The sequence below is a fragment of the Colwellia sp. MB02u-10 genome, from assembly GCF_014077185.1.
Classification (GTDB): Bacteria; Pseudomonadota; Gammaproteobacteria; order Enterobacterales; family Alteromonadaceae; genus Cognaticolwellia.
In genome coordinates this window covers 130,215-150,467 of sequence record NZ_JACGVK010000053.1, presented here as the reverse complement: position 1 = coordinate 150,467, position 20,253 = coordinate 130,215, and the positions used below count along the sequence as shown (strand labels likewise).

The window sequence follows — 20,253 nt, the reverse complement described above, 5'->3', positions numbered from 1 at the left end:
TAAACGCGCCTTGTCAAGTTAATGCTTTGAAAAATATAGTTATTTTCTTTACATGATTATTTATTAGACTATAATCCTCCTTGTAGCGACTTTAAAGGAGAAAAATATGAAGTCGAAAATCAGTAGTGTAAAAGCCACGAAAAAATATAAGGAATGGCAGAAAAAAAATGAAAAGTCTGGTCAATACCAACCTTTTCTGACGGTTCAGAAAGTTCGTAAAATTAGCCGCAGGCATATGCTATTTTGCAATAAGCAAAAACGTATAATTCATCTATTATCAGATGGTGAAACTAGAACTTATATCGGATTAATACGTGAAAGAAACGTCGTAGAAATACATGAACAATGTCCTCTCGATATTCAGCAAACACTAAACCTTTCTATAGAGAAAAACATACTTCACCCTCGATGTTATATAACTAACCAAGCGTATGTCATGTCAACCGACTTTGTTGTTAGATATATAGATTTTGATTCAGGTAAAACTTGGCGAGTAGCTTATACCTTCAAGTATCGTAATGACCTGTATGACTCTAATGGTTACGTTAACAAAAGCTCTCGTACATGGCAGAAACTATCACTCGAAGCTGCATACTGGGCAAAAGAAGGCATCAAATATAAAATTCTAGACGAGACTATTTTTAACAAAGAAATGATCTTTAACATCAATTGGTTTGCCACTGAGAGTCAACTTGAGGTTGAGAAAGAAGAGTTAATTTTATTTACAGGGGCTTTTAAGTCTTTGTGGGAACTAGATCCTCGGCAGACCATTGAAAATATAATCATAAAAGTTGCTGATCAATTAAGTCTAACCTTTCAAAAATCTCAAAGCCTTTTCAAGTACAGTGCTTACCACCAATTACTTTCCATCAGTATTGAACAGCCTTTAGGCCTATCTTCAAAGGTGGACTTATTATGAGTGTTGTACAAGGACAGTTTTATAAAAACAAAACCAATTCGCAATTATTTAGGATTTGTCATGTTAGCTATGCTCACCGATGTGTTGCCTATGTTGATTGGAATATAGTACTCAACAAAACACATCAGAAAAAACCATTAGTTTGTAGTATCGAAGAAGTAGTTGGTGGGATTTTAAATAAAGAATGGATCTTGGATAAAGGCCCTCAGTTATCCCCGTTGATTACTAAATCGGATAAAGCACTTATTGATGATGGGAGAATAAGTTGGATAGAAAAACGTGATGTACAATATAGAAATATTCAACCGCTTACAAATGATCAATTTATTGAAAAGCATCTATATGAAAATGGGATCAGAAAGCATGTTCTACAACTTATTGAGAGTAGTGACTGGAAATCTGAAGGTGCATTTTATAATGCATTGAACAAGTATATTACTTTTGGTATGTCACCCAATGCTTTGTTGCCTGTCGGTTATGCAAAATGCGGTTTAAATTTTACGGATAACAAAACAGGAGAAGTAAATATTAAGCGAGGACGAATAAATAATATTTTAAAGAAAAATGGTCAATTAAGCGAAAATGAAAATAGACTTAAAAATAATGTGACCAGAGGTATAACCGCAGAGGATAAGAAAAATATTAAACAGTTGATCTGTTCTCTAAAACATCTTAAGAAGATAACTTATGCATATTTATATCGTCAATATATGAAGAAGTACGCCTTAGTATATATAACAAAAGAAGTTGAAGGCGAAATGAGAGAAGCAGTAATACCAATGGATCGTAGTGATAATATTTCTCTATCTCAATTCCGTTATCACGTTCAGAAGATCTTTACCCCTACAGAGTTTCTGAAATTAAAGCACGGTAATATAAAATTTACTAAAGATATTGAACCTAAACAAGGCGTAGCAAGAGATGGAGTTATTGGTGCAACATTTCAGTATGAGATTGATGCAACAATTGCTGATATATATGTTCGAGATCCTTCAAACAGGAGCGAGATTTCAAGTCTAGGACGGCCAACCTTTTATATCGTTATAGATAACACTTCAAGCATGATTACAGGTTTTTATCTAGGTTTTGAAAAACCAAACTGGGCAGGAGCGGCAGAAGCCTTACTTAGTGTTTGTGAAGATAAAGTAAAGCTGGCTAAAAAATTTGGTGTTTATATTGATGCATCTGATTGGCCTTGTAGGCATCTCCCTGTCAGAATTATGGCTGATAATGGAGTTGAGTATACCGAAAAAAACATCTCATCTTTATTATTATCAGAGATTGGTATTTCTGGCGCTGGTTTCGCTCCCATTTACCAAGGGAATTGCAAAGGGACTTGTGAGCGATTACTCGGAAAAATGGGCATTCAGGCCTTTACCAATGAATCAGGAGGGGTAGTAAAAGAACCAAGGAGAGAAGATCAACACGCATCAAACCTTGCCTTGTGGGATATTGATACCCTGACGGCATCTTTAATTAAAGCAATTCTAGTTCACAATAAATTTGCCGTGAGGGATTACTTACATACCAAGGATATGGCTATAGATAGAGTTGGTATCACACCAAATGATATTTTTACCTATTCACTTAAAAGAGAGATGAACGGTGGGAATCTTGTTGCAGATGAAGATATGGATAAAATTCGCTGGGCACTTCTTCAAGAAAGAGAAGCAACAGTTCGCCACGACGGAATATTGTTAGATGGTCTTTGGTATAAGGGATTATATGCAACTGAAGCTGGTTGGTACAACAGGGCTAAATTTAAAAAAAGCTTTAAAATTCAGGTAAAAAGAAGCAATGCTCTTCCTAGCTTGATTTGGTATCGAAATGACCATAATGAAATCATAATCTTTGAGCTTGATAGACACAAGTCAGGGCAGTTTGATAGCCCTAGGATAGAAATATCACAACATACTCAATATGAATACCGTGTAGAAAAAGAATTGCAGCAGCAAGAGCTTGAGCAGCAGGAGGCGATACTTGCTAAAGAAGTTGATGATTTAAGGAATGAAAATTATAAAGACTCGAAAGGAGTTAAACGCTCAACCAGAAAGTCACCTGCCCAAGGAGTTAAAGTTAGGGAAGCATCTAGAAGAGACTATGAAAGGCATAAAAGAGAAACTGAAAATGCTCAACGTTTTGGTGGAGGTAGTCAGTCAACTGAAATGTTACCGACAGATGATGATTACTCAATTCAAGAAGAGATCAATAACAACCTGCTAAAGGGGGGCGAAAATGAGTAATAATCCTTTGCAAGCCTTTACAAAGTATTTAAAAAATCCAGCTGAACTTCTTAATGACTTGGCAAAGCCACTAGCAGCAAATAGTTCGTTTGAAGAGCAATGGATAAATGATGCTGTATCATCAATTTCATTGAGGAAGATTTATATCCCTCATGGTAAGTTACTGTATTTATATCAAAAAATTGTTGGGGTTATTTTGTATGGCTATGAACAAAAAGAAATTGATAGTAATGTTATAGTTCGGTTATTAGTTCATTTAATTGAAAAAGGAAAAGCAAAGGATAAAGCTTTGTTTTCATTAAACTCATATGACACCACCTTACCTTCAATTTTTGTGAGTGGAATTTCTGGAGTTGGTAAGACTAAAACAATTAAAACCGTACTTAGTAATATACCTCAAGTCATAGAGCACTATGACCCAGTTACAGAAGGTATAACTCATAAACAAGTCGTTTGGTTATCATTTAACTGCTCTCCCTCGATGTCTATGAAAGGTTTTGTGCTAAATTTCTTCAAAGCAATTGATGATATTTTAAATACTGGTTATTATAAAGAATGGAGCGTTAAGTCACGGGGGACAAGTGTTGATCAACATACCATCGAAATGCAAAAAGTTACTCTCATTCATTCTATCGGGCTAATACATGTAGATGAACTCCAATTTCTAATTAATAAAAGTTCAATTAAAGACTCTGCATCAATAAGTAAAGTTGAGGCTACGTTTAATGAAGTTAAAGTGCCTATGCTGCTTTCATGCACAGCGCAAGGTGTTGCATGGCTTAAAAATAATGAAAGTTTAGTTCAACATCAAGAGATAACGCTCGTTAGACGGCTTTGCTCTGATGCACATATTGAGTTTCATCCCATTGATTATGACTCCCAGTTTTTTAATCAGTTTATTGAGAATTTTTTTGAAAATAACACTTCAGATAAATGTACCAAGGCACCTGAAGGTTTTAAAACGTTATTTATAAAACTAACAGCAGGATTAATTGCTGCAATGACTCGTTTGGCAAGTTTGTACATCGAAATGATTAAACTTAGAGGGGTTATTAACTTTTATGATAATGGTGAGTTGCTTAGAGTATTTCATAATAACTTTAAATTATATGAGCCTGCTTTAGAAGCACTAAGAAATAAGCGGTTCGTTGACTTTGAATCTGAATATCTTGCAGCTCAAAAACGCTCAGGTGATACTGGTAAGGAAAGTCATCAGGTAGAATCTCCTGAGGTAGTAATCAAAAATGTTCAATTATCGGCACCAATAAAACACTTACAAAAACTTAATACTTTGACTAAGGATATAGGGGTAAGTTTTGATGATATATGATGACATTCAAGGCTTTGCTTATCAATTCCCTATTCATTCTAGAGAGCACTTCTTAGGGTACTTTTTTAGGCTAAAGCAGTTGATATCCAATAACGTAGATATTGAACTAAATTTGGTTAAAAGAGAGCTTTCATTAAAAGTAACCAGTAGTGACTCACAAAATAAAGTGTGTAACTTTTTAGAAAGAGTAACAAGAAAAGATGATATAGCTGCCTGTCATAGCTTGTACCCTTTTTATCAAAAATTTTATGCTATCGCTCTAAATGGGAATAAACACCGTTCATTGCCTAGGCAATCGGATAGTATTTTAAATGTGCGACGTTGGCGCTGGTGTTCATTATGCGTAGAAGAAGATAAGAAAGAATATGGTGTGAGCACTTGGCATACTAACCATCAAAACCCTTTAGTTCATAACTGTGATTTACATCAATACCAACTTTTAAGTCAGTGCCGTCATTGTCGTTTTGAAGTCACCTCGTTAGATAAGAACTATTCCCCACCTAAAGATAATAGATGTCCGGTGTGTGGAAAGGCGTTTTCGAACAATAAGACAGAAGAATATTGTTCGAATAGACTTTGGCTAGACTCAATTTCTCAACGATTACTCTGTTCGACCAAAATGATTGATCTTAATTCTATTAAGGGCCAAGTTCGTAATGAAATAGGAGTTGAACAAATTAAGTTACATTACCAACCTAAAGAAAAAGAGTTAATGCGAAAAGCTAGACTTGATTACTTTAACACTTGTCACTCAAAGGGGGTGAGGGTTATGTTTCAATTTAATACCCCTTTTATTACTTTTCAAGATCCTCCTGCCGCTTTTTCACTGACTAAAGTTGTTTATTGGGAGCCATTACTGCCCCCCATAGTCTACTTGCTTCTCATGAGAACTTTTTTACCAGAATCTAAAATAGAAAGCTTGTTGTTTGATTTGTAAATAAAGGAGGGAGCATGTGGCTAAATGAGATGATTTACCCTGATGAAAGCTTATATAGTATTTCATCTCGCTTAGTTTTAATTCAGCCATCACCAACGTTTGCTAGTGCATACGAGTACCTGTGGGGGAATCGAAATGTACAGTTAGATGCCGTATTTCCATCGAATCTACCTCAATTATCTCAACTGACAAATAAGCCGGTTTATTACTTAATTGAACATCATTCGATGGTCAATTATTACCGAGCTTTTTCTGAACCAGATAAGTTTTCAAATGCTTTGTCTAGATTAATAAAAGGTGACGCAAAGCATATGTCAGCTATGTTCTCAATTGTGGCTAACTGCCTAGCAGAGAGTAAAACTCTAAAGTATTGCCCCGTTTGTTCTGCGGGTGATGCTAGTGAGTTTGGTATTGCTTATTGGCATCGTAGTCATCAATTGCCTGCTGTTGAAATCTGTATTAAACATCACGTAAAGCTAATCGATGTACCTCGTAGCCGTAAAGTACCAATATTACCTCCTCAGTCAGGTTATGGTTTAGCAGATGAAGACATAAATGCTGATGAACATTGGTGGTGTAAAATCAGTACAGATTTATTATTTAATAAACCAGCTATCTATATAGAACAAAATAAATTCATCAAGTGTCTGATGGTGCGTTTGTACTACAAAGGCTTTATAACGTCATCTTTTCATATTAGACAACATGAGTGGGGCTTCGCTATCCAGAGGTACTGGGAAGGGATTAAAGAGCAACCATTGATACATCAGGCTATCAATAGTGTATCAGGCGCAAATTATTTTCCTCAATATGTATCGTACCGAAAAACAGGCCATTTTCACCCGGTTAAATATTTACTCATAATCGGTCATTTATTTGAGGGTTTTGAAGATTTTGTTGATTCATACAATAGCTGTGAGGAAGAACTGATTTTTATACTTTCTAGACGATATTGTAAAAGATTACCACGCAACGAAATCCATACGAATGAATCTCAGGTAGTTGAGAAGTTAAATGAAGGGAACTCCTTAAGAGCTGTTGCTAAAATTTTTCATCGAAGTGTTCTCTTTATTAAAAAAACAGCTGAAATACATGGTGTTTCAATCAATCGTAGAGAACAGGTGCTTTTCGCCAAAGAACGTCATCAGGTCATGCTGCGGTTGTCTGCCTATGAATCGACAGAGAAAATAGCTAAGGCATTTGGTGTGTCCCAAACTGCTATTGAGCATATTTTATCGTCAGCGCCAGATGTTGTTTTAAAAAGGAAAGAGCAACGCTTTATCATTAAACGAGATATCGAAAGAAATTTACTTATTAAGTTCTTAGTGAACAATCCTAATTGTTTAAGGAATACAGTAAGAAAAACGATAACTAGTACTTATCTTTGGTTATTCAAGAATGATAAAAAGTGGTTTTATTTAAACTTGCCAGATGCAGTACCTAGAAGTGAGAGAAGGAATAATCGCATAGGTAAGATGCCTAAAATAGACTTAGATGAATGATAAAGACTAACTAAAGCAACTGTTTAATAAGTGAAGGTTCTTGAACTAAATTGAATTTTAAGACATCAGATTGAAACTCACTAAATAGTTGTCAATACTGAGAAAAGTAACGCTCACTTTGTGGCATTAGTGATAGTAAACTTAATTAGTCGGTTTTGAGTTTTTGTTAAAAAACTGAAAGTTAATAAGATTCTAGTTATTAATAATATAGGCTTTCACAAACTTAATTAAGCGTTATAGCTATAATTCAAAGACTTTACATTATGGTTTTACAAACTTAATTAAAAAGTAATGGTTTTAAGTTTATGATTTTATAATTCTCTGTTTTACAAACTTAATTCCGATATGACATTGTTGTGAGGATCATTAATTAAGTTGGTTAACGATTTAATGAAGTTGGTTAACTTTCATTAATTTGATAAAGAAAAAGACAAACTGAGGTTTGTCTTTTTTTATAACTGCTTTTCATCAAACCTCGGTTACTCTTTTAAGGGCTAGGTATAAAATTTTTTAGTAGACATGAAAACCTAGCTTTTTAAACTTTTCTATTTCTTCTGTACTAAGGCTCTTTACAGCCCATATCAATCGATGTCGTGGTCTAGAAGAGGCAACATAAGCAAACCTTGCAGATTCTGTGTCTGGACTACCTAGCCAACTTTTCCAGTGAGAACCCGGTTGCCCTCCATATCTAGCCGTTGAAATCAACATTGTCACATCATGGGTTTCACCTTTAACTCCATGAATGGTTGCTTTTCTATGTACATACTTTGAACCTCTAACTTCACCAAAAAAATCACGCACAACTTCTTTTGTCTGTCCTCGTGGAGCACTTAGGCATACTGAATTCAATGGCTCTATAGCACATTTAATTTCATCATTAACAAAATCGTTACTGCTCAAACGTAAGCGTATAGCTAACAGGAGGTGCTGTTAGCTATACGCTTACGAAACACCCTGAGATAAAGTCTTTATTCAAGTACTACCCAATTGGCAAAAATCAGTTGAATGCTCTTGCGCAAGGCAAACTGTGGTATGCCAAACCAGCTAGTTTTAATGATCCATTTGACACTCGCTTTTATATAGATGGTCGAGTTTATACATACGAACAAGAGCTCGACGCTAATAAATTAAAAGAAGTCTTTGGTAACGACATGTCTGATGCAATTGTGACTAAAAAGGTATCTTTAAAAAGTAAGTTGGAGACATTCAAAAAAGAAATTGAAGAGCTTGGAATACTATCTTTAGCGTCAAGTAATAAAAATTTATTGATGTGGTCGCATTACGGAGATGAGCATTACAGTATGTGCTTGGAATTTGTCCGTGAATCTGGAAATAAATTAGCAAATGATATTGAAACGCGGCCTATTCATTACACTGATAATCATCCTACGTTAACCCCAAAAGCACTTTTAGATAGTGATAAAAAAATGTCTAGTAAAAGGCGAATACTGTACGCTAAATCTAAGCACTGGGAATATGAAGATGAATGGAGACATATTGTTGAAGCGGGAAATCAACTATACCCTTGGCCAGCACCTCTCAAAGCTGTTTATTTCGGTTGTAAAGTAGAGATGCAGGATATCAACTTAGTCCAGAAAATTATCAACAACAAAAAGGTTAAATACTACAAAGCAGATTTAAATAAATCTACATTTGGATTAAAATTCAATGCTATATAACTTCTGATTTATCCCTTAAAGCAATTAAAAATTATCTCGCCAGTCAGATTCTCGCTAAAACCTCCTAGACAAAATATTCTCCTAACACCCAATACAGGGTTAACCAAAAGGAAATATACAATGTCTAAATCAAAAAGTACTCCAATCATTCCAAACCTACCAAGTCAAACCGGCCGTCCATCGGGCGGTGGTCGTGGGAATGGTGTACCTAAAGGAAGTGGAAATAGCGTACCAAAAGGTAAGTAAGGATTAATAGCGTTTTGGTGCGGTTTTAACCGCACCTATTTAAGGATATAAATATGCGAAAATTTAGTAGTGATAAAGATATAAACAAACTAGTTAAAAAATTGTGTAAACTTGGCTGGGAATATAAGAATAGAAAAAAACATGGAGCTTTATTAACTCCTAAAGGAAAAAAGATAACAGTGCCTTCGTCTCCAAGCGATAGGCGAGCATTTAAAAATTTTTCAAGTGATATTCGAACAATACTTTGCAAGGAGTGCAGCTATGCCTAACTTTCCCTATCCAACTTATATAGAAATTGTGAGAGCTTTGTCTAAATGCTTTGGTGTAAAAAATTCAAATAAAACTCTTGATGATAAAGCTTTCGATAAATCGGCAGACTTTTGCCAGGTTTCAGAATTAATAGAAGAAGCCTTCCTGCCTATCTCAAAATACCTTGGACAAGATTTAGCGACTCGAATCAAAAGTTATATCACAGATTTTTTTGATGAGTACAATTCGATAATTTCAAACATTTATGCTGACGGTATTAGTCGAAAGAAAATGCTAGATATATTATCAAGCTCTACATTTTCTAAAAATATTTTAAGCTCTTATACTAAAGAGCTGTCCTTAGTCTCAGGGCCAAATCCAATTTTATTTTTTTCATTTGATAATAGCTGTATACCACAAGTGCTGAAATGGATAGAAGACAAAGAACCTGGTTGGTCAAAATTTGTAGAAAGGTTAGATAAGGTAAATCGAGATAAAGTTAAGAGTTGGGAAAACGAAGACCATATACCCTCAATTCAATCAATAGGGTTAATTCAGTCATGGTCAAACGGCCCTTTACCTGAGCAAATAAATTGGGTAAGAGTTCGAGTATTATTATGGTTAGCTTCGGTTATGGATAGAAGTAATCGTGAATATGATATAGCTAACCTTATCGAAACTTGTCGGCTTAGTTCATGGGGAGTTAATAGTGATTCAGATGTTGGCAAAAATATTTATAAGACTCAAAAACTCTTTAAGCTTGAAGCATCAAAAATATTGCCGAAAATCTCAGTTGTTCAACAAGGGCTGAAAAGAACTGTTTCCAAAGATACTAATGCACAAGAGCACTTTAGGGATATTCTGAATGAGCTAAGAGCTGCAATCTATAACGATGAAAAAGGTTACCATATTACATACTGGATAGATTGGCATGAAGCTCGATGGGCGGTATTCAGTGGTGATTTGGTAAAAGCTGTAGAGTTATATAAATCAGCATTTGATAGTTGTTTATTTCGAGCGGGAATAAATCAAAAGTTTATAATTGAAGAGGCGTTAGTTGTTGCTTCATGTGCTAAGTCTCCAGATCGCGTATTTCTTAAGAAATTGAAAAGCGCACTATTAACTTTCAAATATGATATTCCATCAATAAACAAAACCAAGTCCTCAAATAAATTCTCAGACTTTATTGAACAATGGGAGATTGAGAATTGGAGAGCAGGATTTAAATTGGTTTTCCCTGATATAGGAGCATTTCCTAATACATCTAGAGAAGTGCCAGAAGCAAAAGTAGGGCCTATTTTATCTATGGGGAATGAAGATATTACCCCTGATTACGATAACGTAAATAAAAAAGTTAAAGTCGGAGAAACGTGGAAAAAGACTTGGCCTCAGTTAGCTTGGTTTATATATCAAGAAGATAAGGCGGTTGTTAGTAAGCTCTTGGATGAAGGGGCTTCTGTAAATGTTTCAAGCAGCTCAGGCGATACCCCATTAATAATGAGTTTAGAATGTATGGATGTACTTGCTACTCCATATGCATCTTTGGATGTGAGCTTTTTTCATAAGGTAAGTAAAGTCATACATAATAAGGATATTGTTAATCAAACAACTCAAAAGAAAAAGTTACTTGCGATAATATCTGCTGTGCAATCAGGACGTCTTGATATTGTAAGGAAAGTTATTGAAATGGGGGCAGATGTTGATAAACGTGGAATGACTGATAACCAAACGGCACTTAATGTGTGTATTAAGCTAATTGGTATGATTAAGGACCCTTCAAAATATTGGAAAGAGCAACTTAGCATGGAAGTTACTCCTGAAGTGTTAGACTCATATAGAAGACATACAGCTGGTATATCTGGCTTTAGCTTGAATCATCAAGCTAGTGCTTTAGGTAAACAAAATGGAGATCCTATTTTTCAACAAGCTATGAATTCTATAATCAACCTTCAAAAAGAAAGGGTCGAAAAATACTACGGTATAGAGGAGCTAAGGGAAATTTCTGAATATCTGATAGATGTATCCGCTGATGTTAATTCAGAACATTCATCTCCTATCAAGGGGTACACACCCATGATGTTAGCTGCTGAGTTGGATGAGGTCGATATTTTCAAAACAATGTTAGTTAAACAAGGGAACCCAAGAAAGACTTATTTTTGCAAGAATACTCATAAATTTGTGGATTGCTGGGATATAGCTGAATACTTTGATTCAAAACTTGTTTTAGCACTATTGAATGATATTAAATTTGCCTTTCCAAAGGAGCTAAATACGGCAGGGTTTCATTAACCAACTTAATTAATAAAGTGCCTTAGTATTCACAACTCTTTCCTGATGAATTAACCAACTTCCATTATTAGAAAGTAGTGAAAACCTTAAAATAAACAGCCCCTGAATTAACCAACTTCATTAACGATCCTCAGTTGATCACGACTATTCAAGTTGGAAACCGATCAGATCTAGTTGGAAACCGCTAATCTAGTTGGAAACTCTAACTAAAGAATATTGAAAGGCGAATCAGAAATGGTTCGCCTTTTTATTTGTTAACTATGACCCAATATATTTAGTATTACCTTTTTTCTGCAAAGTATTTCAAGTTTATACCAATTTCATTAAGTTATTGCCCACTTGTGCTGGTTAAAATACACCAAGACTACGGTGCTCTCAATCACAATAGCCAGCTATTGCTCAATCAAGCGTCTTGCCCTGATGCATTTTCTCTGCGCACAACAAGATCACAAATTTAATGAAAGTGGTATTAGACAAAGCCATTTGAAGGTTACCCATCTGAATAATAAGTTGCGTTCATCTATATGCAGGCACGATAGTATGATCCAAAACGTCTTCTCCATGCGCATTGGAGAAATTCCAGCTAAAAATCTTGCCATATATTTTCTAATGAATTAACTACTAGCTTAAACGATGTAATGCCCTTTTATATGGGAGTCTATATTATTTTTCGAGGTGTGTTACTAAGACGTCTTAGTAACACACCATCTATTATAATAAACACTAAATAAATGCACTTAAATATTTGAATTTATTGGTTTTTATTTGCCTTTGTTCAGGTTGTATTACTGAGAGGTCTTAGTAACACGCCCTAATATACATGTGAGTTAGCATTACTAGTTTCTAATGCCTTGAAAGTATGGGATATTAATGTAAATTAAATGTTATTTATGATGCGAGTATTACTAAGACGTGAACTAAACCGCTTCGCGGGGAGTGCAGCTCCCTGACATTTCTCTGTATTCCAGCCACACTTAACTTGCTACATCACTCACTTTTGGAGGCATGTAAAGAAACTGTTCAAGCAATCGTTTGTTTCTTGATAGTCTGTTTCGTTGTGGGAGTCACATCTTGCGCGTCAAAAATAGGTAGTAATAGGTTACAGGGTGAACTAAAGTAGAAAAATAGATAATGGATTGATCGAATCAGAGTTGATGCTGAAGAGTGTTTAAAAAGGAAATTATTTAACTCGAAGTCCCCCTGAAAAACAATACCCATATTGCATAACTAGTGCCAACTTAGACGTTCTGAGAACGGCTCAGTCCAACAGGACATTTATCTCTCATGCTTCGACAAGAGATAAATGCTTAATTGTTATGCCTCTCCACATCCAACGAGTAATGTATGTCTGAAAAAGTAGTCCACTCATCGATTAAACCAATAGTAATGACATTCTTAGAACAGCTAATGAGAAATCACTTAGGTCCTATATATCATTATGTTAAGAATAACCCTGAGCTAATAAAAACAGTAACGGGTTTCTTGTTAGCTCATGAGAAGATTGTAATTTATATTGGCAGAACTCACATCGGTGTCGAATATATAGGTTCTGAATCATTAACAGAGTTAAAAGAAGAATCAAATATTGAAATTCAATACCATGACTATTCAACTAAAGATTGCAATCTACTTGAGTTAATCATCGGGTTTGAATATGACTCTACAGGAAGAATAAGAATGCCTCTTCCTCCGATAAACGAGGATTTATTATTACCAACAAATAGGGGTTGGGACAAACTCTCAGATCTCGGCTGGAATTTTGCCGCCCAAGATAGCATTATGGCGTTTAACACTCCATGTCCGGAACCAACAGATGGACAGTTTACTCGTATAATTAACGGTATGTTTTTTGATGCGGACGAGTCAGGTTTAAAAACAAGAAGAATTAAGTGGTTAGATTTGATTCCTATTAAATTTAAAGAAAATGACGATGAAACAGAAATAATTTCATTTAATTTATCACCAATGCAGCGTTTTGTTGAACATGATGCCCGTTATATTTATCCAATGCCCCAAGATTATAGGGCTGTACAACTTCCCAAAATAAATAAATTCATCGAAAAATGGGGAGATGACAATAGCTCAGAAACAGATATAACTAACTTCTTATCTCAAAAAGACAACGAATTTATCTTATCGATGAAATTTGGTGCAACTGAAATTCACTCGGAGCTAACTTGTGAATGGCAGAGCGAAAATAAAAATAATATAAGACCTGATTTTTTTGTAGTGCAGCCCAATGGATACGCAGATATCATTGAATTTAAACTTCCTCACTTATCTAAAAAAACTGTTGTAGGTACAAAGAACAGAGAGACTTTTGGAGCATGGCTTAATTCCTACATATCTCAAACGCGAGTTTACTCAAGCTATTTTGATGATCCAAATAATCGAACATGGTTTGAAAAGAAGTATGGCTTTAAAGTTCATAAGCCTCGTAGGGTCTTAGTGGTTGGTAGAAGAAATGATTTTGATTCCGATGTATGGCGAGAAATAATGCATGACTATAAAGATATAGACATATTAACATTTGACGACTTAGTCGATGGGGTAGCCGTACAGTTTTACAAGGCATAACAAGTTACTCAAACGGACGCTAAACAGTTGGCTAGCGCTCGTTCCTCGCAATTTTGGCCAACAATTTCGCGCCGCTTAGTAAGGCGTTGGTCCCCCAATCAAGGATGGAGTGTAAATTGAAAACTGATGCTAAATTATCAAGTTGTCGTAATTATAGATTCGCATTGTGGCGAACGTGGGATGACTCAAAGCCTTTCGCAATGATTATTGGTTTAAACCCTTCAACCGCAGATGAATTCGAAAATGATCCAACTATTACTCGTTGTATAAACTTCGCGAAATCTTGGGGTTATGGTGGTGTTTGCATGGCAAATTTATTTGCCTATCGTGCAACTGAGCCAAGCGATATGAAATCCCATAATGATCCAATTGGTGCTGAAAATGATATGTGGCTTACAAAGCTTTCAAAAGGTGCTGCCATTGTAAGAAAAATAACATGGCCACCCAAAATAACATGGCCACCCAACCTTTTTGGCTATATCTTTAACTGCTTCAACTCATTCCTGCCGTTCATCTTCAATCGGAACGTTTATTTTTGGCTATATTAAGAAACCGTGGCTGATATGTCTTAACAACTTCTCTTAGTCGTTTCTAATTAAATTTGATCGTATGAGACCGAAGATCTTTTGTGCTGTTTAGAAGATTTTTATCCAAAGGTTGTCGCGCGGGATATGCATTTATTATTGAATATAACAATAAGGTATAGCGTTATTAACGCAGAGTAAGTTTAGGTTGGAACTTGACGCTACCGTCAAAATCAACGGCTATCAGATTTTTTTGGTTTCGTAGTACAGCAAGCACATCGCCATGGTAGCCATTACGCACAAACAGAAGCATCGCTCCAAAGCGCTCCAGCTGGTCAACCTCGTAATGCTGGATCAAAGTGAGACCATTGTATACTTCGTTTGATGTGACGCGTCCACGACGTTCGTATGATGATGACATATATAGATCTCCCAGTAATGATAGACGTATGACATCAAAAAAAGACTGTCAATGTTAAAAGTATTAACAATTATAGGTTCGATGTACGGAAAGGACCAATCCGATGAGCTAAGCAATTATTATGAGTATGTGCATAGTCATATGTTTCGACCTACTGGCACTCTATCACTCGTTTTTATTGTTATTCCTAATCGCCAAAAATATCAGCCATTTTTAAATGGCATTAAAAGATAGTCATAAGTTAAATTTTTTTATTCCGCTTTACTCAATAAGCCATGCCAATCCCGTGTGTCAGGATTGTTGTCGCCTCAATTAATTTTATAAATAAACAGGGTGCGGTAAGTTAAAGCAAGTGGATTATCAAAGGTCTTCAAGTCAATTTAAAGCAGCAATATTAACTAAGCTCAGTCAAAGTGGCTTGTCAGTTCGAAAGTTTGCAGAGCAAGAAGGCATTAACCTTTCAACCCTGTATAGTTGGCAAAAGCATTTTAATACCTCAGGTTTAAACGTGTCAAAAGTGAGTTCGTCAGATAAATGGCCAAGTCATAGTCATATCAACGACACTGAATTTTCATTAACCGCCGAGCAACCAAACAACCTTGAACCACTGTTACCGTGGAATATTGATCGCAGGTAGTGCCGTTACCTATACGCTTACGATTATTCCCCCCTATATCTTAAGTTGTTTTTTCTTCTTAAGGACAGAAAAATATAAAACTGTCTTTACTTGTCTGTTTTTATCTTGTAAGGACAAAATATGTATGAAAATGTCCTTTAAATCACTATTTTTGTCCTTTAGGACGCTGACTTTGTCCTTAAGGATTTGATTTTTGTCCTTTAAGGCGTACCATAAGGACAGTTTCATTAATTTTGTCCTTAAGTTATGAGTAAAAAAGCACTTCTTGAACAAGAAAAATCATCAATTTTAGCCCATATTGCTGAAATAGGTGAGCCTATGAGGCTAGGCGAAATAGAGAAAACACTTCCTCTCTCTATTAACAAGAAAACCTTGCAAAGACGCATATGGTCTATGGTTGAAGAAGGGTTGCTGTTATCTGGTGGGGAGAAAAGCCATACTAAGTACTATGTCGATAAGGACATAAATGAACTTAAAAGTGTCCCTAAGGAACAGGTTGAGGACACTTATGGGGAAAATGTAAGGACAAAAAGCGAAGATAAAGACAAAAACCCTATCTTTTCGAGTGATGCGATGTCCTTATTGGGTTATTTAGATACACCTTCTTATGCTCGAAAAAGATCGAGTTACCAATTTGCGTTAGTCGATAACTATATTCCTAATCAAACTCAGTATGTGCCTGAGACAATGAGAGTTCGATTGTATGAAGCTGGCAAGCGGTTTAATGAACAGTTTGCCGCAGGTACATACGCTAAAAAAATCAGTCAGAGATTACTGATTGACTTATCCTATAACTCTAGTCGATTAGAAGGAAATACGTATTCAAAAATCGATACGCAAAAGCTGATAGAGCAAGGTTTAACGGCTGAAGGTAAAGTTCACAAAGAAACTGTGATGATAATGAATCACAAGGAAGCGATAGAATTCTTAATTGAAAATGCAGAAGAAATTGTACTTATCCCATTTACAATCAGAAATATTCACTCATTGTTATCACAAGATTTGCTAGCAAACCCAAAGGCTTGCGGGAATATTAGAGAAGTGGAAGTGGGTATTAGCCAGTCAGCCTATACGCCTATAAGCAATCCTCAACAATTAGAAGAATATTTATTACTTATCCTGCGTAAAGCAGATAAAATTGAAGATCCATTTGAAAAGAGCTTTTTTTTATTGATACACCTTTCTTACTTACAAGCCTTTGAAGACGTAAATAAACGCACTGCTCGACTGTCGTGTAATATTCCATTCATTCAGCATAATTTGTGTCCTCTGAGTTTTATTGATGTCCCCCAAGAAGACTACTTTAAGTCTTTGTTGTATTTCTACGAGACAAACCAGGTTGGGCCTGCGCTTGAGCTTTTTGAATGGGCATATTTACGCTCATGTGAGCAGTATGATGTTGTAACTGAGTTATTGGGTGAAATAGATACTTACCGAATACAATATCGAGCTGGTAGAAAAATTGCGATGGGCCATATTATTCGCCAAAAACTTGATGAGGCTACGGCCACTCGATATCTTGAGCAATACTGTATAGATAATAATATTCCATCAGAAGATAAGTTTATCAGTATGACACTCAGTGACCTTGCACAACTGCATGAAGGCTCAATTATTGGGTTAGGCATCACAGAAAGAATATTTATTGAGTGGAAAAGCGCTAACTAAAAAATTTCAGCTCTAACCCACTAGTTAAACAACATGGGGTGGCTATGTATTTATCCATGCTCGTTTAGATACAAAGTGGACATTAGTAATACTTAATATCCGTTAATAGTGACAGATAAATGTCTAACTTATTGGTGGCAATATATGAGGATGGCGGCTGTCAGTTTAAAACTATGGTAGCAATGCTGTCAGACGACAGCTGGTTCGACATAATGGCTCAGTATCAAAGCCTCGACCATGCCAAAATTATCATGAATGACTTTATTGCTAATGTCAGGGAATCAGCGACACTTGACGTGGTTTTGTTAGACTGGAACTGTTCATGAACGATGCTTATCGTTAACTTCCAATTTCAGCGTAACGTGCAAAACTAAACATTACTCCTGAATCTATAGCAAAAGAAAGCTCAAATTTTTGATGATTTGAGCTTTCTTTTGGCCTAACTTATTTTGTATTTTAGTTTTGCTTGGTGTTACTTTTTCACAAGGACTCGTCTAACTTCTTTTCTACTGTCTAGCCTAATCATCGGAAACCGTTACTTTGTTTGCAAAGTAGTTGACTTTAGGCTCAGCGCCTATAGTGAAGTCTTCGCCATTAACTGTAACAACGATGGTGGCGTTCATCAGATACTGGTCATTATCGATATTCGAGGACTCTGCATATTTTAACGCAGCCAACGTACTATCATGCGCGTAGACTTCATGTTCTTCATTGTTTTCAAGGCTTACAAGAAATAAAGAACAGGTACAAGAGTCGCTATAGAAGTCGTATACGTTGTAGTCGTCGCATCGGTCGCACTTGTGCAGAGGTAAGTACTGTGTGCCAGTCATAGCTTGATAGCTTCAGTTGTAACCAAGTTACTGATAGTTCGCTGAGTTCGCCATTCTACCGGCATTACTTTGCAGCTAATTAATAGTCGTAAGTTGTATTTTTTTGTCATCATAAATTCCTTTTTTTTTAGTATGAACGCATTGATACGCTTAATGCTCAGCTAAACGTCAGAGTTCTCGCGTGAGCTTTATTGGCTCTGTGCTCAGTTTTAATCGCTTAACACAAAAGGTTAATGTGCTTTAAAAACCATCATCACAGGTCTAACGGTTTTGACACAACCATCTATATCGCGCAAGCTACCACGCTGCTGCTTTCGTATCAAAGACTTCATCACATTCAGTTTAATTATAGTTTTTTGTGATTTTTCGTTGTATCTTATTACTGTTTTTTCATCTTTTCTCCTGAGCCTCTTTAACGATGGACGTGCAGCTATTTTGGTAGAATATCTACTTCCTTTATCCAAATCTAAATGCATGTAGTTTTTTTACCTTTAACTACATTAGGCCAATTTTGATTTGCTAGCACAACTTCCCCCAATGACATTATATCCGATTGGTTAGAGTCAATCAAAAGCTTCGAGTTATCTTCATTGCTAACACTGCCATTGGCAAAACAATAAATAATAAAAATAACATTAAAAATAACATGGCCACCCATATTTTTTGGCTAAATAACGTACACTCAGCTACGCTTTAATTACCCTTTCAAAATGGTAATTAAAGATGGCCAGACCAAGAAAAACCATTGTTAGTTTAGATGACACACCTTATTATCACTGTTGCTCGCGTGTGGTACGTAAAGCCTTTCTGTGTGGTATCGATAACTCAACAGGTGAGGATTTTGAACATCGGCGGGAATGGGTTGATTCTCGTATTCTTGAACTTGCCACCATCTTTGCCATTGATATATGTGCCTACGCAGTCATGAGCAATCATCTGCATGTAGTCGTTAAAGTCGATGCAGATAAAGTAAAACACTGGTCAGATAAAGACGTGATTATGCAATGGCACAAAGGCTTTAAAGGGACATTACTGACACAGAAGTTTGTTAAAGGTGAAGACCTAAACAAATTTGAATGTAAAACAGTGAATGATTGTATAACGCAATACCGACAACGCTTAGTCGATATCAGTTGGTTTATGCGCTCCTTGAGTGAGCCGATTGCCCGAATGGCCAATAAAGAAGATAAGTGCACTGGCAGATTTTGGGAAGGACGGTTTAAATCCCAAGCGCTACTAGACGAAGCGGCAGTTCTGAGCTGCATGGCTTATGTCGACTTGAATCCTATCCGCGCCAAAATGGCCTCCATGCCAGAAACGTCAGATTACACCAGCATTCAACGCCGAATAAACTCAGCGATAAAGGGTCAACAACCAGCAGAATTATTGCCTTTTGTGGGGAATGAGCGTGTAAACATGCCTAATGGTTTAATGTTCAATGTAAAAGACTACATAGCGCTGGTTGAAGATACCGGGCGAATTATTCGAGAGGATAAGCGTGGTGTAATTAGTTCAAGCAGCCAAGCTATTCTTAATAGACTAAACATTCCCGCCGAGAACTGGTTAAAAATCACCACAGAGTTTGGTTCATTATTTAAAGGTGCTGTCGGGGCTTTACCTGCTTTAACGGAATATTGTGAGCATCTAGAGCGAAAGCGACGACAAGGCGCAGCAAACTGCCAACGCTGGTTTTGTGCCTAAACGCTAACTTTTACATCCCATAACGTCACTTTAGGCTTGATTTATATCAAGCTTTTCTGCTGTTTTAAATCGACCATATTTCTGATGGATTGACCATCGAGTACTCATTGGTTAAATCATCCTGTTGAATTTCCTCGTTGTGAAAATGATAAAAGGTGATCTCAACTAAAATAGAAGGGGTTATGTTGTTACTTTAAAAAATGGGTGGCTACGTATTTTTTCAGAGCGAAAGCGACGACAAGGCGCAGCAAACTGCCAGCGCTGGTTTTGTGCCTAAACGCTAACTTTTAAATCCCATAACGTCACTTTAGGCTTGATTTATATCAAGCTTTTCTGCTGTTTTAAATCGACCATATTTCTGATGGATTGGCCATCGAATGCTAATTGGTTAAATCATCCTGTTGAATTTACTTGTTGTGAAGATGATAAAAGGTGATCGCAACTCAAATAGAAAGGGTTATGTTGTTACTTTAAAAAATGGGTGGCTACGTATTTTAGCTA

At 36.1% G+C, this 20,253-nt stretch carries 17 protein-coding genes and 1 pseudogene; 15 read left to right on the top strand and 3 right to left on the bottom strand.

What is annotated here, in order from left to right; all coding sequences use genetic code 11:
• Positions 1-106: 106 nt before the first annotated feature.
• The 5 genes from H4J59_RS01095 to H4J59_RS01075 are packed head-to-tail and all read left to right on the top strand — an operon-like array spanning position 107 to position 6,931.
• Positions 107-919, top strand: a complete 813-nt coding sequence (locus H4J59_RS01095) for a TnsA endonuclease N-terminal domain-containing protein (RefSeq protein WP_182236050.1) — start codon at positions 107-109, stop codon at positions 917-919.
• Positions 916-3,162: a hypothetical protein gene (locus tag H4J59_RS01090; protein ID WP_182236048.1), complete on the top strand. Its 2,247-nt coding sequence runs from the start codon at positions 916-918 to the stop codon at positions 3,160-3,162. Before H4J59_RS01095 ends, H4J59_RS01090 begins: the two co-directional genes overlap by 4 nt.
• Positions 3,155-4,492, top strand: a complete 1,338-nt coding sequence (locus H4J59_RS01085) for an AAA family ATPase (RefSeq protein WP_182236046.1) — start codon at positions 3,155-3,157, stop codon at positions 4,490-4,492. Before H4J59_RS01090 ends, H4J59_RS01085 begins: the two co-directional genes overlap by 8 nt.
• On the top strand, positions 4,482-5,429 hold the full coding sequence (locus H4J59_RS01080) for a TniQ family protein (RefSeq protein ID WP_259369338.1): 948 nt from the start codon (positions 4,482-4,484) through the stop codon (positions 5,427-5,429). The genes H4J59_RS01085 and H4J59_RS01080 overlap by 11 nt, the downstream gene beginning before the upstream one ends.
• Positions 5,430-5,443: 14 nt before the next feature.
• Positions 5,444-6,931, top strand: a complete 1,488-nt coding sequence (locus H4J59_RS01075) for a TnsD family Tn7-like transposition protein (protein WP_182236043.1) — start codon at positions 5,444-5,446, stop codon at positions 6,929-6,931.
• 510 nt (positions 6,932-7,441) lie between these two features.
• On the opposite strand, the gene H4J59_RS01070 is transcribed toward H4J59_RS01075, so the two are convergent.
• The gene (locus H4J59_RS01070; protein WP_182236041.1) at positions 7,442-7,831 is read right to left on the bottom strand and encodes a hypothetical protein; all 390 of its coding nucleotides are present in this window, start codon (positions 7,829-7,831) and stop codon (positions 7,442-7,444) included.
• 101 nt (positions 7,832-7,932) lie between these two features.
• Between H4J59_RS01070 and H4J59_RS01065 the strand changes: the two genes are divergently transcribed.
• The 6 genes from H4J59_RS01065 to H4J59_RS01045 all read left to right on the top strand — a co-directional run bounded on the left by H4J59_RS01065 (position 7,933) and on the right by H4J59_RS01045 (position 14,519).
• On the top strand, positions 7,933-8,610 hold the full coding sequence (locus H4J59_RS01065; protein ID WP_220469677.1) for a DUF2971 domain-containing protein: 678 nt from the start codon (positions 7,933-7,935) through the stop codon (positions 8,608-8,610).
• Between the two features lie 120 nt (positions 8,611-8,730).
• The gene (locus H4J59_RS19240) at positions 8,731-8,856 is read left to right on the top strand and encodes a hypothetical protein (protein ID WP_259369334.1); all 126 of its coding nucleotides are present in this window, start codon (positions 8,731-8,733) and stop codon (positions 8,854-8,856) included.
• Positions 8,857-8,909: 53 nt separating this feature from the next.
• Positions 8,910-9,125, top strand: coding sequence for a hypothetical protein (locus H4J59_RS01060; protein ID WP_182236039.1), 216 nt, complete (start codon positions 8,910-8,912; stop codon positions 9,123-9,125).
• Entirely contained in the window at positions 9,118-11,394 is a 2,277-nt protein-coding gene (locus H4J59_RS01055; protein ID WP_182236037.1) for an ankyrin repeat domain-containing protein, read from the top strand. Before H4J59_RS01060 ends, H4J59_RS01055 begins: the two co-directional genes overlap by 8 nt.
• Before the next feature lie 1,344 nt (positions 11,395-12,738).
• Entirely contained in the window at positions 12,739-13,971 is a 1,233-nt protein-coding gene (locus tag H4J59_RS01050; RefSeq protein WP_182236035.1) for a Shedu anti-phage system protein SduA domain-containing protein, read from the top strand.
• Positions 13,972-14,087: 116 nt separating this feature from the next.
• On the top strand, positions 14,088-14,519 hold the full coding sequence (locus H4J59_RS01045) for a DUF1643 domain-containing protein (protein WP_182236033.1): 432 nt from the start codon (positions 14,088-14,090) through the stop codon (positions 14,517-14,519).
• A gap of 163 nt (positions 14,520-14,682) precedes the next feature.
• Here the strand turns inward: H4J59_RS01045 and H4J59_RS01040 are convergent, their stop codons facing one another.
• On the bottom strand, positions 14,683-14,916 hold the full coding sequence (locus H4J59_RS01040) for a hypothetical protein (RefSeq protein ID WP_182236031.1): 234 nt from the start codon (positions 14,914-14,916) through the stop codon (positions 14,683-14,685).
• Positions 14,917-15,268: 352 nt separating this feature from the next.
• Here H4J59_RS01040 and tnpA point away from each other — a divergent pair.
• From tnpA to H4J59_RS01025, 3 genes and pseudogenes are all read left to right on the top strand, one after another.
• Positions 15,269-15,502 (top strand): annotated as a pseudogene (gene tnpA / locus H4J59_RS01035) (IS66 family insertion sequence element accessory protein TnpA); the annotation flags it as partial.
• Positions 15,503-15,799: 297 nt separating this feature from the next.
• A complete protein-coding gene (locus tag H4J59_RS01030) occupies positions 15,800-17,221 on the top strand; it encodes a Fic family protein (protein WP_220469676.1) in 1,422 nt (473 codons plus the stop codon).
• A gap of 119 nt (positions 17,222-17,340) precedes the next feature.
• On the top strand, positions 17,341-17,547 hold the full coding sequence (locus tag H4J59_RS01025) for a hypothetical protein (RefSeq protein ID WP_182236029.1): 207 nt from the start codon (positions 17,341-17,343) through the stop codon (positions 17,545-17,547).
• Positions 17,548-18,281: 734 nt separating this feature from the next.
• On the opposite strand, the gene H4J59_RS01020 is transcribed toward H4J59_RS01025, so the two are convergent.
• Positions 18,282-18,527 carry a hypothetical protein gene (locus tag H4J59_RS01020; RefSeq protein WP_182236027.1) on the bottom strand — a complete coding sequence of 82 codons (246 nt, stop codon included), beginning with the start codon at positions 18,525-18,527 and terminating at the stop codon, positions 18,282-18,284.
• Positions 18,528-18,774: 247 nt separating this feature from the next.
• Here H4J59_RS01020 and H4J59_RS01015 point away from each other — a divergent pair, with 247 nt between their 5' ends.
• A complete protein-coding gene (locus H4J59_RS01015; RefSeq protein WP_182236025.1) occupies positions 18,775-19,752 on the top strand; it encodes a transposase in 978 nt (325 codons plus the stop codon).
• Positions 19,753-20,253 lie beyond the last annotated feature (501 nt).

What these genes read in the sequence shown, in the direction of transcription:
- H4J59_RS01095 (WP_182236050.1), top strand. Translation starts at nt 107, where the DNA reads ATGAAGTCGAAAATCAGTAGTGTAAAAGCCACGAAAAAATATAAGGAA.
- H4J59_RS01090 (WP_182236048.1), top strand. Translation starts at nt 916, where the DNA reads ATGAGTGTTGTACAAGGACAGTTTTATAAAAACAAAACCAATTCGCAA.
- H4J59_RS01085 (WP_182236046.1), top strand. Translation starts at nt 3,155, where the DNA reads ATGAGTAATAATCCTTTGCAAGCCTTTACAAAGTATTTAAAAAATCCA.
- H4J59_RS01080 (WP_259369338.1), top strand. Translation starts at nt 4,482, where the DNA reads ATGATATATGATGACATTCAAGGCTTTGCTTATCAATTCCCTATTCAT.
- H4J59_RS01075 (WP_182236043.1), top strand. Translation starts at nt 5,444, where the DNA reads ATGTGGCTAAATGAGATGATTTACCCTGATGAAAGCTTATATAGTATT.
- H4J59_RS19240 (WP_259369334.1), top strand. Translation starts at nt 8,731, where the DNA reads ATGTCTAAATCAAAAAGTACTCCAATCATTCCAAACCTACCAAGTCAA.
- H4J59_RS01060 (WP_182236039.1), top strand. Translation starts at nt 8,910, where the DNA reads ATGCGAAAATTTAGTAGTGATAAAGATATAAACAAACTAGTTAAAAAA.
- H4J59_RS01055 (WP_182236037.1), top strand. Translation starts at nt 9,118, where the DNA reads ATGCCTAACTTTCCCTATCCAACTTATATAGAAATTGTGAGAGCTTTG.
- H4J59_RS01050 (WP_182236035.1), top strand. Translation starts at nt 12,739, where the DNA reads ATGTCTGAAAAAGTAGTCCACTCATCGATTAAACCAATAGTAATGACA.
- H4J59_RS01040 (WP_182236031.1), bottom strand. Translation starts at nt 14,916, where the DNA reads ATGTCATCATCATACGAACGTCGTGGACGCGTCACATCAAACGAAGTA.
- H4J59_RS01030 (WP_220469676.1), top strand. Translation starts at nt 15,800, where the DNA reads ATGAGTAAAAAAGCACTTCTTGAACAAGAAAAATCATCAATTTTAGCC.
- H4J59_RS01025 (WP_182236029.1), top strand. Translation starts at nt 17,341, where the DNA reads ATGTCTAACTTATTGGTGGCAATATATGAGGATGGCGGCTGTCAGTTT.
- H4J59_RS01020 (WP_182236027.1), bottom strand. Translation starts at nt 18,527, where the DNA reads ATGCATTTAGATTTGGATAAAGGAAGTAGATATTCTACCAAAATAGCT.
- H4J59_RS01015 (WP_182236025.1), top strand. Translation starts at nt 18,775, where the DNA reads ATGGCCAGACCAAGAAAAACCATTGTTAGTTTAGATGACACACCTTAT.